Origin of the sequence: Pseudomonas sp. NFACC13-1 (genome assembly GCF_900104425.1) — a bacterium.
GTDB classification, from domain to species: domain Bacteria; phylum Pseudomonadota; class Gammaproteobacteria; order Pseudomonadales; family Pseudomonadaceae; genus Aquipseudomonas; species Aquipseudomonas fluorescens_AA.
Genome location: NZ_FMXV01000001.1, coordinates 51,879 through 66,317, shown reverse-complemented (window position 1 = coordinate 66,317; position 14,439 = coordinate 51,879). Strand labels below are relative to the sequence as shown.

Annotated in this window: 11 protein-coding genes and 1 riboswitch; of the genes, 7 read left to right on the top strand and 4 right to left on the bottom strand. The window is 59.0% G+C overall.

Annotated features, from left to right (window positions below; genetic code table 11):
- The first annotated feature begins 8 nt into the window (after positions 1-8).
- From ychF to BLQ55_RS00270, 4 genes are all read left to right on the top strand, one after another.
- Positions 9-1,109 (top strand): redox-regulated ATPase YchF, encoded by a 1,101-nt coding sequence (gene ychF, locus BLQ55_RS00285; RefSeq protein ID WP_060740647.1) that lies wholly within the window; start codon positions 9-11, stop codon positions 1,107-1,109.
- Positions 1,110-1,264: 155 nt separating this feature from the next.
- Entirely contained in the window at positions 1,265-1,594 is a 330-nt protein-coding gene (locus tag BLQ55_RS00280) for an Arm DNA-binding domain-containing protein (RefSeq protein ID WP_256326503.1), read from the top strand.
- A gap of 259 nt (positions 1,595-1,853) precedes the next feature.
- The gene (locus tag BLQ55_RS00275) at positions 1,854-5,099 is read left to right on the top strand and encodes a DUF726 domain-containing protein (RefSeq protein ID WP_092251772.1); all 3,246 of its coding nucleotides are present in this window, start codon (positions 1,854-1,856) and stop codon (positions 5,097-5,099) included.
- Complete coding sequence (locus BLQ55_RS00270; protein WP_092251770.1) at positions 5,099-6,802, top strand: LeoA/HP0731 family dynamin-like GTPase; 1,704 nt, start codon at positions 5,099-5,101, stop codon at positions 6,800-6,802. Before BLQ55_RS00275 ends, BLQ55_RS00270 begins: the two co-directional genes overlap by 1 nt.
- Before the next feature lie 93 nt (positions 6,803-6,895).
- Here the strand turns inward: BLQ55_RS00270 and BLQ55_RS00265 are convergent, their stop codons facing one another.
- Together BLQ55_RS00265 and BLQ55_RS00260 are read right to left on the bottom strand one after the other, a co-directional pair.
- Entirely contained in the window at positions 6,896-7,483 is a 588-nt protein-coding gene (locus BLQ55_RS00265; protein WP_092251768.1) for a hypothetical protein, read from the bottom strand.
- 3 nt (positions 7,484-7,486) lie between these two features.
- Positions 7,487-7,930 carry a DUF3592 domain-containing protein gene (locus tag BLQ55_RS00260; RefSeq protein ID WP_092251766.1) on the bottom strand — a complete coding sequence of 148 codons (444 nt, stop codon included), beginning with the start codon at positions 7,928-7,930 and terminating at the stop codon, positions 7,487-7,489.
- 145 nt (positions 7,931-8,075) lie between these two features.
- A riboswitch (cobalamin riboswitch) is annotated at positions 8,076-8,271 on the top strand.
- Between the two features lie 127 nt (positions 8,272-8,398).
- On the opposite strand from BLQ55_RS00260, the gene BLQ55_RS00255 reads away from it, so the two are divergent.
- The 3 genes from BLQ55_RS00255 to BLQ55_RS00245 are packed head-to-tail and all read left to right on the top strand — an operon-like array spanning position 8,399 to position 11,213.
- Positions 8,399-9,412, top strand: coding sequence for an ABC transporter substrate-binding protein (locus BLQ55_RS00255; protein ID WP_092202487.1), 1,014 nt, complete (start codon positions 8,399-8,401; stop codon positions 9,410-9,412).
- The gene (locus BLQ55_RS00250) at positions 9,409-10,425 is read left to right on the top strand and encodes a FecCD family ABC transporter permease (RefSeq protein WP_092202485.1); all 1,017 of its coding nucleotides are present in this window, start codon (positions 9,409-9,411) and stop codon (positions 10,423-10,425) included. The genes BLQ55_RS00255 and BLQ55_RS00250 overlap by 4 nt, the downstream gene beginning before the upstream one ends.
- Positions 10,422-11,213, top strand: a complete 792-nt coding sequence (locus BLQ55_RS00245; RefSeq protein WP_092251764.1) for an ABC transporter ATP-binding protein — start codon at positions 10,422-10,424, stop codon at positions 11,211-11,213. The genes BLQ55_RS00250 and BLQ55_RS00245 overlap by 4 nt, the downstream gene beginning before the upstream one ends.
- Before the next feature lie 49 nt (positions 11,214-11,262).
- On the opposite strand, the gene BLQ55_RS00240 is transcribed toward BLQ55_RS00245, so the two are convergent.
- Together BLQ55_RS00240 and BLQ55_RS32725 are read right to left on the bottom strand one after the other, a co-directional pair.
- A complete protein-coding gene (locus BLQ55_RS00240) occupies positions 11,263-13,488 on the bottom strand; it encodes an OsmC domain/YcaO domain-containing protein (protein ID WP_092251762.1) in 2,226 nt (741 codons plus the stop codon).
- Positions 13,489-13,539: 51 nt separating this feature from the next.
- Positions 13,540-14,352: a methyl-accepting chemotaxis protein gene (locus BLQ55_RS32725; protein WP_371128511.1), complete on the bottom strand. Its 813-nt coding sequence runs from the start codon at positions 14,350-14,352 to the stop codon at positions 13,540-13,542.
- Between the last annotated feature and the right edge of the window lie 87 nt (positions 14,353-14,439).

The window sequence follows — 14,439 nt, the reverse complement described above, 5'->3', positions numbered from 1 at the left end:
GAAACACCATGGGATTCAATTGCGGCATCGTCGGCCTGCCTAACGTCGGCAAGTCCACCCTGTTCAACGCCCTGACCAAATCCGGTATCGCGGCCGAGAACTTCCCCTTCTGCACCATCGAGCCGAACAGCGGCATCGTGCCGATGCCCGATCCGCGCCTGGAAGCCTTGGCGGCTATCGTCAACCCCAAGCGCATCCTGCCGACCACCATGGAATTCGTCGACATCGCAGGCCTGGTGGCTGGCGCGTCGAAAGGCGAAGGCCTGGGCAACAAGTTCCTGGCCAACATCCGTGAAACCGATGCCATCGCCCACGTGGTGCGCTGCTTCGAAGACGAGAACGTGATTCACGTCTCCAACAGCGTCGACCCGAAGCGCGACATCGAAATCATCGACCTGGAACTGATTTTCGCCGACCTCGACAGCTGCGAAAAACAACTGCAGAAAGTTGCCCGCAACGCCAAGGGCGGTGACAAGGACGCGGTTGTGCAGAAAGGCCTGCTGGAGCAGTTGATCGCCCACTTCACCGAAGGCAAGCCTGCACGCAGCCTGATGAAGAACATGAGCACCGACGAGAAGCTGGTGATCAAGGGCTTCCACCTGTTGACCACCAAACCGGTCATGTACATCGCCAACGTCGCTGAAGACGGTTTCGAGAACAACCCGCACCTGGACGTGGTCAAGGCCATTGCCGAGGAAGAAGGCGCCATGGTCGTTCCGGTCTGCAACAAGATCGAAGCGGAAATCGCCGAGCTGGACGACGGTGAAGAGAAAGACATGTTCCTCGAGGCCCTGGGCCTGGAAGAGCCTGGCCTGAACCGCGTGATCCGCGCCGGCTACGAGATGCTCCACCTGCAGACCTACTTCACCGCCGGTGTCGAAGAAGTGCGCGCCTGGACCGTCCGCGTGGGTGCCACCGCACCGCAAGCCGCCGGTGTGATCCACACTGACTTCGAAAAAGGCTTCATCCGTGCCGAAGTCATCGCCTACTCGGATTTCATCCAGTACAAGGGCGAAGCGGGCGCCAAGGAAGCGGGTAAATGGCGCCTGGAAGGCAAGGAATACATCGTCAAGGATGGCGACGTGATGCACTTCCGCTTTAACGTCTGACCGGCCTATTAAGTTCCAGGGTGTTTGTTGAAACACCTAGGAACCGATACAACCCCAGAAAACCGCGCCTTAGCGCGGTTTTTCTGTTTCAGAACGTCACATTTCGCTTCTGCGGTTTCCATCCAAAAAGTGCGTAGGACTGTGAGTACACGAATTTGCTAAGCACCCGGCCGAAGGAAAAGCTTTATCGGTTCAATGACCAGCACGGTCTGTACTTGGAGATCAAACCTACAAGCGTGAAAGCATGGCGTTATCGCTTTGCGCTGAATGGCAAGTCCAGCATGATCGGACTCGGCGATTACCCCATCGTGCGCCTGTCAGAAGCACATGAACGAAGTGAAGCTGCCCGCAAGCTGGTCAAGGAAGGCGTGAACCCAGCCCAGCAACGACAGCTCGACCGGATTAGGCATGCGAATGAGGCAACCAATACATTTGATGTGAGATTTCGCCAGAAGAATCGCAGGGTGAATCAGCCAAACTGCTAGCTCAGCCACCCAACTTCCTACCGGAGAAAAAGCCGTAAGCCCCCCTTCTGATAGCAACTTGCCACACTCTTAAGGTAAATTAGCCAAAGAGGTGACGCCAACAAGCCCACTCCCCCCGAACAGCACAAGGATGTAGCCATGCCCGCCAGCAACGACCGTCCCCTGGGACCTGCCCTGTAGCCCCCGCTCCCCACGCACCCACGCACATAAGTCTGACAGCCAAGCCTCGAAACGGCATGACCGTGGATAAGGAGAGTCCATGCCTCACCCTTTTCAGTTTCAAACCTCGCCATTCGCCGGACCGGGCACCACTGAAGCCAACATTTTCGTCCATGGCTACAGCGCCGGGCATAGCGAGGAGGACAAGCAGTTTCTGCTCGACAAGATCCCCGACCAGCTAAAGCACTACACCAATATCTTTGCGTTCTGGCCTTCGAATCATCTTCTGCGTTTCGACAAGTCTTCGCTTTGGGCACTTGGCGCGGCAGGTCTGAATTTCGGTAAAACCATGTCGAGTTCGCCCCTCGATTCTTTCGGCCTTGTGGGGGCATTCGCCAAGGACCGGATGGGCAACTTCACTCAGGCCCGCACTCGGGCGGAGCACATGGGAGCGGTGTTGTTTGACCAGTTGCAGGATTACTTGCGTAGCAACCATCCAAAGATCAAGACCATCAACCTGATCGGGCACTCGCTCGGTGGGCGGCTGGTTATCAGCAGCCTGAAGAGTTTTTCGTATCGACAGCAGTTGGCTATCAACGATGTGCTGCTTATGGCCGCCGCCGTTGAAGTCACCGCCATGGAAGCGCGGCAGCTGCGTGAACGGTTCAAGGGGAGGCTTATCAATGCCTATTCCAAGGCAGACAGGACCCTGCTGTTGAACTGGGGTGAAACCTGCCTGGGACGTAACGAGATCGAGCACTTCGAGAGCATCGAAATGAACGATTTCGGTCACACCGATTACTGGGAACGACTGCCAGAAGTGTTGGCGGAGACTCGTTTCAAAGCCCACGCCCCCGGCTCGTCGGAGGCTGCTCAAACACCAGCAGAAGAACTCTTGCCACCGCTGGCGCCCGAACAACTCGCCGAAGAACACGACATGAAACTCGAACTGAACAGCCCTCTTGATGTTTACCAGCAAATCAACGACGAGCTGGCACTCATTATCGGTGAACTGAGACATCCTTCGGACGACGAAGCCTTGAACCTATCCCGCCAGGAGGCGCTTCGGCGGCTGACCGAGCATCGGACGGCGCTGTTTGAGCGGCTCGCGGAACTTGAGAAAAATGCCGAGTGGAACACGTTCACCATTGCCTTCTATGGCGAGACGGGGGCAGGCAAGTCGACCCTCATCGAGACCCTGCGCATCCTGCTTCAGGAGCCCGGCAAGCGGGCGAGTCAAGAGGCGTTTCGCAAGCTGCGCGACCAGTACGGGCTGACTGAAGAAACCCTGCAGGGGCTGCAACGGAGCATCGAGCAAGCCGAAGCGCGACTTGAAGAACTGACGCAGCAACTGAGTGCGACAGTGTCGCAGTTCGAACAGCCTTTCAGGGACGCCCAGAGCGCGCTGGACCAGGCCAACGCCCGGTCCAGCGAGGTGAAACAACGACTGGGCGGTGCGTTTGAGCAACACGAGCAATCACATAAGGACGCCCTTGCCGCCGTCACTCGCCTGCACACGCTTCTTGCGACACGCAAAAGCAACGCTTCGCTCTGGCAAAAGCTGTTGAATCTTTTCAGAACGATGCCGGAAGAGCTTCAGTTGAATGAGGCCACCGCTTCGTTGACCGCAACTACAGCGGCACGGGACAGTGCTGCCGCGACGCTGCACGTCGAACAGACGAAAGCCGAACAGGCGTGCCGTGCGATGGAGCGGCAGGTGAGCGAGATCGTAACCAGGCGCGACGACGCTTGTGCGGCGCTGTCCGCGCAACAGGCGGAGGCGGCGCAGCAGCAGCGAGCGCTCACCCAGCAGCGACTCGAACATGAGACCCAGCTGGCGCAGTTGCTGGGAGAGCTGCAAGTTCATGCTGACGGTCAAATCATCGGTCACGGTTTGAGCGACTTCACCCGCGAGACTCAGCGCTATGAGTTCGAGCTGGACGGCCAACCCTTCGCACTGCTGGATGTACCCGGTATCGAGGGCAAGGAAGGCTTGGTACTCGACCAGATAGAACGTGCCGTCCAGACCGCTCACGCGGTGTTCTATGTCACCAACCAGGCCGCGCCGCCACAAACGGGTGACGGGCAGCACCAGGGCACACTGGAAAAGATCAAACAGCATCTGGGAGCGCAAACCGAGGTGTGGACCATCTTCAACAAGAAGATCACCAACCCCAAGCACTCACTGACCGACCGACCGCTGGTCTCCGACGACGAAATCGCCAGCCTTGCCGGGCTTGACCAGAAAATGAGCGAGCAGCTCGGCAAGCACTATCAAAATGTGTTTCCGCTGAGCGCGCTTCCTGCCTTTCTCGCCTCGACCGACCATCTTGCGCCGGGATCACAGAATGCCAAGCGCCGCAGCAAAGTGCTCGAGGATTTCGGTGCCGACGAGTTGCTGGAAAAATCCCGTCTGCGCCCCTTCCTGGATTTGCTAGGCCGCCAGCTGATTCACAACGGCAAAGCCAAGATCATTCGCGCCAACTTCAACAAGGCCAATGACGCGCTCAACCACACCACCCAGACGCTCTCAGGCGTTCAGCAGACTCTGAATGCGCTGTCGGAAAAGCTTTCCCAGGAAGAGCAAAGCGCCAAGAGCCAGTTGACCAGCAGCTTTGGGGCGCTGAAGAAACGTCTGGAGTCTTGCGGCGAAACCTTGATCGACAACTTCACCAGTAAGGTGCGTAACGACGTTTACGCACGCATCGAAAAAGACATCAGCAACGACGCTTTCAAAAGTGCCCTGACTGAGCAGCTTGAAACCCAGCAGCGCCAGCTCAGCAAGCAGCTGCCCGTGGCAGTGAACATAGAGGTCGGTAAATTTCAGAAGGCCGCCGAGGATATTCTCTCCCGTTTTGAAAAACACGCCCAAGAGTTGACCTCAAGTTACGGAAAGCTGGGCAGCATGCGATTCAACCAACCTTTCAACCTGAACATAAAAATAGACAACGGCGTCAACGTTGCGGGGCTGCTGGCAAGCCTTGTGGGTATCGCGACGGCACCGTTCACCGGCGGAGCCAGCTTGTGGTTCGTTGGGGCTTCAGTACTGACCGCGCTTGTCTCGATCGGCAAGGCACTCTGGAGCGCGCTCAGCACGGACTACAAGATGTCCCAACAACGCCAGGCCCTTGATAAGAATCTGCGCAGCGCCACCGAGCAATTGCGCGACATGCTGCGCGAAAGTCTGGACAGCGCGCTGAGCGAAATGCAGAAGACTATCGACCAACTCGACCTGGCACTTGAAGCGCCTGCCAAGCAGGCGGCCAATCAGGTGAGCACGCTGTCGCGCTCGACCATCCGCCTGAAAAGCCTCTCCCGTCAAATCGAACTCGCAGGAAACCTGTAATGGAAAACACTCTCAAGACGTTCAAGGCCCAACAGGCTAATACGCTGACGCTGCTGGACAGGCTGCAGAATTTCCTCGGTCAGGGCGCCCAGGCCGGCGTTCCGATTGACCCAGCGTTGAGCAGCAAGCTGCAGAATGTCGTCAGCAGCGTGTCTGGTGAGAAACTCAAGGTCGCGCTGATTGGCGGCTTCTCTGAAGGCAAGACTTCGATTGCGGCGGCCTGGATGGAAAAGCTGGACAGGTCCAGCATGAAGATCAGCCATCAGGAATCCTCCAATGAGGTGAAAATCTACGAAATCGACGAAGACTTCGTGCTGATCGACACCCCCGGGCTGTTCGGCTTCAAGGAAATGGAAAATGCCGAAACTCACGCCATCGAGAAGTACAAGGACATCACTAAAAAGTACGTGAGCGAATCTCACCTGGTGCTCTATGTGATGAACTCGACCAACCCCGTCAAGGAAAGCCACAAGGATGACCTGATCTGGTTGTTCCGCACTCTGGATCTGCTGCAACGCACAGTGTTCGTCCTTAGCCGCTTCGACGAAGTGGCTGACGTAGAAGATGAACAGGACTACCTGGCCAACCTGCAGGTCAAACGCGAAAACGTGACAGGCCGGCTTCGTGAACAGATCACGCTGACCGACCAGGAAGCAGCCGAACTGTCCATTGTCGCCGTCGCCGCGAACCCCTTCGACATGGGTGTAGAGCACTGGCTGGGCAACCTCGAACAGTTCAAGGCGCTCTCTCACATCGCCACACTTCAGACGGCCACCACAGGAAAGATGCAGCAGAACGGAGGCAGCGCCGCGCTGATCAACGACATGCGCGCCAGCGTCATCCGTGACGTGCTGAGCAACCAACTGCCCGTTGCCATCGAGAACGATCAGAAGGTTTCGCTGGAGGTCGGCAGGCTCGATGAGCTCAATGCTCGCCTGGGCAAGCAACTGGCAACAACCGGGCAGCAAATCGAAGAGGCACGGATCAGTCTTCGCGATTTTGCCACCCGCTACTTCTCCGACCTGATCCTTCAGGCTAAAGGTTGCAGCCTGGAAACCTTCGCGGACTTCTTCGAACGCGAGGTCGGTGCTGAGGGCATCATCCTGTCCACCCGTCTGCAAAATGAATTCAGCCGCCAGACCCAGTCGATCACCCTTGAGGTCGAGAAGATGCAAGTGGGCTTCGACAGCGAGGTCAACCACTTCAACACCACCGTCAAGGCCTTGGGTAAACAAGGCATAAACCACGTGCTCAAAGGCAACTTCATCAATAACACCACAGTGCTGGCCGCACGGGATGGCCTCACCACCATCGCCAAGACGGTAGGTATGGATATCGGCAAGTACCTGAAATTCAAGCCGTGGGGGGCGGTGAAGTTCGCCAAAGGTGCCAATGGCGCACTGGCCTTCCTCGGCGTGGCCCTCGAAGCCTGGGACAGCTGGGAGCAATACAAGCGCGAAGAAGCCTTCAAGAAAGCAGTCGCGACGATGGTCGGCAACTTCGAACAGCAACGTCAGGACTTCCTTGCCCTCGTGAACTCGGAACGCTTCAAGGAGGAGTTCTTCCCGGAGTACCTGCTGCTCAACACACGCCGCAAAGAACTGCAGAGCAATGTGGATGAAAGCCGTGTACGTCAGCAGCGCTTCCAGGCATGGCGCGTTGAAGCTGAAGCCATCGACGCAGAGTTCAAAAGACTGAACTGACCTCATCCAGGCGCCCGCCGAAAGATGCAGCGGGCGCTTCATGAGCAGAGCTAATTGATTGGCACTGTGGTCTTGCTCACTCCTACAACCTGGCTAGAACAGATAACCTATGTAAATCGCGCCACCACCACCGGCCTGCAGGCCAGCGTTTATACCGGCCATGACCAATGCTCCCTTGGCCGACTTCGCCAGCCGCTGGTTGACCAGGGTGGAAGCGATGAGCGAGGTCGCCGGGTTGGAATTAAGTGCCATCGACAACGCCAGCAACTTGGGATCAAGCCCGAACAACAGCGCCGTGGCCGAACCACCGATTCCCAGGCCCACCCCTACTTCGGTGTACATGCAAGGCCCGGTGATGTTGTCACTGGTCAGGTCGCGAGCGGCCAAGGCATCGTTGACAAACACCTTGCCGGTGCTGGGAAAGGCCTCCGCCGCCCCCGCTGCCGACACGCCCTTGCCCTTGATCTGGATATTGATCTTGCCGAAACGCGGCAGCCGCGCACCAAATCCGGCACCTACTCCGACGCCGCCGTAGCGGTAGCTGACGTCCTCGCCCTGGGGCGAACGCAGGATGATCGAACCGCCACTGCCCGCCACCATGACCACGGTCAGGCCGCCGCCGCTGGCGGTCTGATACTGCCAGCGACTTTCATTGACCGGGATCGGGATGTTGTAGCTCATACGTTAAAGTCCTTTATGTGAATGAACCGTACCGCGACCGCGCTGACGGATAGCTTTTGCCAGACCGACGAGCGTGAACACCAGACCGATAAGACCCAGGATCCCGGAAGTGCCCCAGAGCGCGGCCGAGTCATCGACGATGGCGCTGTTGGCCGGCTGCTCGGGCAGGTAATGCACCCGCACCGGCTGACCCTGCTGATAGCCGAAGATGAAGCCACCCTGGGGGTAGGAGATGTTTTCACCGCTGCTCGTGGTGAAGGCGATCTCAGGATGCGAACCACCGGCATTCAAGTGGCTGACGATGCCATCGGCGGTCTGTGCGCGGTCGAGAAACTCGCGTCGCTCAAGCGTGAGATTGATGGCAATGCTCAACAAACCGATACCAATCAGGGCAAACAGCAGGCCCAGCAATATCTTCCCGATGTGTGACGGGGTGTAGTTAACCATGGCTTGTCTCAGTGTTCGTCCATGAAGAGGGCGATCAGAATAGCAAGAAGCGGCGCTATGCCGCACCTCCCGAAAATCATTCCCGCAATCGTACGATGCCAGGAGAACGCCTCTCAGTGGCGAGTGGTGATAAACACCCCGATCGACTAACATGCCGACCGCCGGTTCCCCCACGGGACTAATAGGGAATCCGAGATGCCTCGCACGGCATCAAACGGAACTGCCCCCGCAACTGTAGGTGCTGAGCCTGCTCCTCAATGGCCACTGGGATCGCCCCGGGAAGGCTGGAGCCAGGCGATGACGCATCAGTCAGGAGACCTGCCGGCCAAGTCAATCACTAACCGGCGGGGTGTCCGGGAAGAGCATCCTTGCGTTGCGCGTCACTGGGCCGATCGGCAGCGACAGCGTTCGATGATGTGTTTTCCAGTCCGTCCCCTGCTCCGTGTACGGTCAACTGGAGTTTGCATCATGCTGCTGCCCCGCCTTGTCCCCTTCGTCATTGCCCTGGGTCTGCCGAGCCTCGCCCACGCGGCCCCGACTCACTATCCCCTGACCCTCGAGAACTGCGGCAGCACACTGACCTTTGAGCAAGCACCCAGTCGCGCCGTGACCATTGGCCAGGCCGGCACTGAAATGCTCTATGCCATGGGGTTGAGCGACAAGGTGGTCGGCACTTCGCTCTGGTTCAACGATGTGCAGATGAAGTACAAGGCGCAGAACGACAAGATCGAACGCCTGGCCGATAACGAGCCGAGCTTCGAGGCGGTGATCGGCAAACGTCCGCAACTGGTGGCGGTGGAACTGGAATGGATGGTCGGGCCGCAAGGCGTGGTCGGTACCCGCCAGCAGTTTCATGAACTGAAGATCCCGACCTACCTGATGCCCTCCGATTGCGAGGCCAAGGATAATCTGGTCGGTGCGGATGGCACGCGGCTGGAGGCGTTTCGCATCGACAGTATCTACAAGAGCATCAGCCAGTTGGCTGAAATCTTCGACGTACAGGAGCGTGGCCAGCAGTTGAACGCCCAACTCAAGGCCAGCCTGGCGAAGTCTATCGCCACGGTGCAGGCCAAGGATCTGAAGCAGACGAGTGCGCTGTTCTGGTTCTCCAGCGCCAGTCTGGACATTGACCCCTACGTAGCCGGGCACAAGGGCATTCCTGACTTCATGCTCAGTACCCTGGGCGTGCGCAACGTGGTTGAATCCGATGAGGAATGGCCGACCGTCGGCTGGGAAACCATCGCCAAGGCCAACCCGACCTTCCTGGTCATTGCCCGCATGGATCGCCGACGTTTTCCAGCGGATGACCATGAAAAGAAGCTGCAATTCCTGCGCAGTGACCCGGTGACCCGCAATATGGACGCGGTGAAAAACAACCGCATCATCATTCTCGATGCGATGGCCATGCAAGCGAGCATCAGAATGTTCGACGGCCTGGAAACCCTGGCGACGGCCATCAGCGGCTACGACCTGCCGAAATGATTCCGACGCTGATTCGAACGTTGCTGGCGTTGGTGACGCTGCTCCTGGCGGTGATTGCCGGTGTGGCCATCGGTGAAACGAGTATCGAGCCGAGTGTGGTGTTCCAGGTGCTGGCCAACAAACTGTGGGCGGCAGGTTATACCCTCGACCCGATAGACGAAGGCATCGTCTGGAACTACCGGCTGACCCGTGCGCTGGTGGCAGCGGCCTGCGGTGCGGGCCTGGCGACCTGCGGGGTGATCTTGCAATCGCTGTTGCGCAACCCGTTGGCCGATCCTTACCTGCTCGGCATCTCCGCCGGCGCCTCGACAGGCGCGGTACTGGTGGCGCTGCTGGGCATTGGGGCGGGTCTGGTTTCGTTGTCGGCCGGGGCCTTCGCCGGGGCCGTTGCCGCGTTCGCCGTGGTCGTTTTGCTGGCCCGTGCCAGTCGCTCACCCGCTGGCACCGGGCAGATCATCCTGGCCGGCATTGCCGGCTCGCAGTTGTTCAATGCGCTCACCGCGTTTCTGATTACCAAGTCCGCCAGCTCCGAACAAGCTCGCGGCATCATGTTCTGGTTGCTGGGAAATCTCAGTGGGGTCCGTTGGCCGTCGGTGTGGCTGTCGGTGCCCGTGGCATTGATCGGTCTCGCGGTGTGCCTGTGGCATCGGCGGGCGCTGGACGCCTTTACCTTTGGCGCCGACTCGGCCGCCTCCCTCGGCATTCCGGTACGCCGGGTGCAATTTCTGCTGATCAGTTGCGCGGCACTGGTGACAGCGGTGATGGTGTCGATCGTGGGCTCCATCGGTTTCGTCGGGCTGGTCATTCCCCATGCCGTGCGTTTGTTGCTGGGCACCCGGCATGCGCGCCTGTTGCCGGCAAGCGCGTTGGGTGGCGCGGTGTTCCTGATCGCCGCCGATGTATTCTCCCGAACGCTGATCAAAGGCCAAGTCATCCCGGTCGGCGTCATCACTGCACTGGTGGGCGCTCCGGTGTTCGCGTTGATCCTGATCGGTCGGAGAAATGCCCGATGAATGCCGTCACCGCTGTCATCGGCGAATCCGTGCTGAGTTGTTCCGGCCTCGGGTTCCATGTGCGGGACGCCGAGTTGTTGCACGATATCCACCTCGACATCCGTCGGGGCGAAACCCTGGGCCTCGTCGGGCCCAACGGTTCGGGAAAATCCACACTGCTCAAACTTCTGGCGGGCGTACGTGCCCCCAGCCGGGGCGACATTCAGCTCAACAACCAGCCCCTCAAGACGCTGGCACGGCGAACCGTCGCGCAGACCCTGGCCGTGGTTGAGCAACAGGCCGACACACTGGATGCGATCAGCGTGTTCGACGCCGTTGCCTTGGGCCGAACGCCGTGGCTATCAGCCTTGAGCCCGTGGTCAAACGAAGACGCCGCCATCGTCCAGCAGGCGCTGTGGGACGTCGATGCGGCGCACTTGAAAAACCGCACCTGGCACAGTCTGTCCGGCGGTGAACGCCAACGTGTCCACATCGCTCGGGCCCTGGCCCAGCGCCCACAGATTCTCTTGCTGGACGAACCCACCAATCACCTGGATATCCAGCATCAGCTCGCCATCCTGAAAGTCGTGCAAGCGCTACCTGTCACGACGGTCATCGCCCTGCACGACCTGAACCAGGCGTTGACCTGTGACCGCCTGGCGGTACTGGAGCGGGGTCGGCTGGTGGCGCTAGGCAAGCCTCTGGAGGTGCTGACCCCGCAACGCTTGCAGGCTACGTTCGGCGTGCACGCCCATTACCTGATCGACCCTTTCGACGGCGCGCAGATCCTGCGATTTCGTTCCGTTTGACTGAGCCTCGGGGTTCGGAAAAAACCGAACCCCATGCAAGTGCCGGGATTCAGCCAAGCGACGGGGCGAGCCCGGAAGGTAAAGCCGACACATTGGCCCGCGCCGCGTGCAGTTTTTTGTAGCTGTCGATCAGGCGCAGGTGTCTATCGAGACCCTCCAGCTTCATGCTGGTCGGCGTCAAGCCATGGAAGCGCACGCTGCCGTCCACCGAGCCGATCGCCGCATCCATCCGCTCGTTGCCAAACATCCGGCGGAAATTGGCCTCGTAGTCTTCCAGTTCCAGGTCTTCGTCCAGCTTCATCTCCAGCACCACATTCACGGCCTGGTAGAACAACCCGCGCTCAACCGTGTTGTCGTTGTACTGCAAGAAGGTTTCCACCGCTTCCTTCGCCTCTTCGAACTGCTGCAAGGCCAGATAGATCAACAGCTTCAACTCCAGGATCGTCAACTGGCCCCAAGCCGTGTTGTCATCGAACTCGATGCCGATCAAGGTGGTGATGTCGGTGTAGTCGTCCAGCTCGCTTTCCACCAGACGCTCGACCAGCGCTTGCAGTTCGTCTTCGTCCAGGCTGTGCAGGTTCAGGATGTCGGCGCGGAAAAACAGCGCTTTGTTGGTGTTATCCCAGATCAGATCGTCCACGGGATAGATTTCCGAATAACCCGGCACCAGGATGCGGCAGGCTTTCGCGCCGATGTGCTCGTAGACCGCCATGTACACTTGCTTGCCCATGCCTTCGAGAATGCCGAACAAGGTCGCGGCCTCCTCGGCATTCGAGTTTTCACCCTGGCCGGAGAAGTCCCACTCCACGAATTCGTAATCTGACTTGGCACTGAAAAAGCGCCACGACACCACGCCGCTGGAGTCGATGAAGTGCTCGACGAAGTTATTCGGCTCGGTCACCGCATGCCCCTCGAACGTCGGTTGGGGCAAATCGTTGAGGCCTTCGAAACTGCGGCCCTGCAACAATTCGGTCAGGCTGCGTTCCAGCGCCACTTCCAGGCTCGGGTGTGCGCCGAACGAGGCAAACACACCGCCGGTACGCGGGTTCATCAACGTGACGCACATCACCGGGAATTCGCCCCCCAGGGAGGCATCCTTCACCAGGACGGGGAACCCCTGCTCTTCCAGCGCCTGGATACCGGCCATGATGCCCGGGTACTTCGCCAGCACGTTGGCCGGTACATCCGGCAGTGCGAATTCACCTTCGATGATCTCGCGTTTGACCGCGCGCTCGAAAATCTCCGACAGGCATTGCACTTGAGCTTCGGCCAGCGTGTTACCGGCGCTCATGCCGTTGCTCAGGAACAGGTTTTCAATCAGGTTGGACGGAAAATACACCACCTCGCCGTCCGACTGGCGCACGTACGGCAGCGAGCAGATGCCGCGCTCTTCATTACCCGAGTTGGTGTCGATCAGGTGGGAGCCACGCAGCTCGCCGTCGCGGTTGTAGATGTTCAGGCAATACTCGTCGAGGATTTCCGCTGGCAGCGCATCTTTACGGCCAGGCTTGAACCAGCGTTCGTCCGGGTAATGCACAAACGCCGCGTTGGCGATGTCTTCGCCCCAGAACTGATCGTTGTAGAAAAAATTGCAGTTCAGTCGCTCGATGAACTCGCCCAACGCCGACGCCAGGGCGGCCTCTTTGGTCGCGCCCTTGCCATTGGTAAAACACATCGGCGAGTGGGCATCGCGAATATGCAGCGACCACACATTGGGCACGATATTGCGCCACGAAGCGATCTCGATCTTCATGCCCAGGGCCGCCAAAATACCCGACATATTGGCGATGGTCTGTTCCAGCGGCAGGTCCTTGCCGGCGATGTAGGTGCCCGCTTGGGAAACCGAATTGGGCATCAGCAACGCCTGGGCATCGGCGTCGAGGTTGTCCACCTCCTCAATGACAAACTCAGGCCCGGCTTGCACGACCTTCTTCACCGTGCAACGGTCGATGGAACGCAAAATACCTTGGCGGTCCTTGTCGCTGATATCCGCCGGGAGTTCGACCTGGATCTTGAAGATCTGGTTGTAGCGATTTTCCGGATCGACAATATTGTTCTGCGACAGGCGAATGTTATCGGTGGGAATATTGCGCGTCTGGCAATACAACTTCACAAAGTAAGCCGCGCACAACGCCGACGAAGCCAGGAAGTAATCGAACGGCCCGGGGGCCGAGCCGTCGCCCTTGTAGCGGATAGGTTGATCGGCCACCACCGTAAAGTCATCAAACTTGGCTTCAAGTCGAAGGTTGTCGAGAAAGTTGACCTTGATTTCCATACGGGATTACCAGCATCACGAGCAAAAAATAGGCGGCCATTATCCGCTTTTTCAATCGGAAGTCTTGTGCTTTAGCCCACCCCTTTTGACCTTGAAACGTCCCAACACACGCTGCATCAGTGAGGCTCGCTCCGAAAGGTCCTTGGCCGCCACCGCGCACTCTTGCGAGTTGGACTGGTTTTTCTGCGTCACTTCATCGATCTGCTCCAAGCCGATGCTGGCCTGCTGCAAGCCCGAAGCCTGCTCGCTGGAGGCCTGGTAGATCAGCGAAACCAGGTTGGAAACCGCGCTGGTGCCGGTGACGATGTTTTTCAGCGATTCGGCGGTCCGGCCGGCGATGATCATGCCGCGCTGGGTCTTGCTCGATGAGTCGGCGATCAATGCCGCCGTCTGCTGGGCGGCCTCGGCGCTGCGGGCGGCCAGGCTGCGGACTTCGTCGGCGACGACGGCGAAACCGCGCCCAAGCTCACCCGCCCGGGCGGCTTCGATGGCCGCGTTCAGCGCCAACAGATTGGTTTGAGCGGCAATATTGTCGATGGTGGTGATGATCGCGGTGATGTCCTTGCCCGAGTTATCGATTTCAGCCATCGCGGCAATCAGCTCGCTCATCAACTTATCGCTCTCCCCCGCATCGGCCCGTGATGCCTGGGATTGCTCATCGGCTTTCTTGGCGTTGGCGGCGTTGTCCCGGGTCTGCGCAGCCATTTGCGTCATCACCGCGCTGATTTCGGTAATGGACGACGCGGAGTTCGACGCACCATCGGACAACGACTGGCTCAGGTCGGTGACCTGCGCCGAGCTGCCGGTAATCTGGGTGGCGCTGGTCTGCACCTCGGAAATCAGCTGGTTCAGGTTGCTGACCATCTTCTCCAGTGACTTGCCGAGGGTATCGTGGGGCGACGACAACCGGACCTCCAGGTCCAGATCCCCTTCGGAAATACGCTCGGCCAC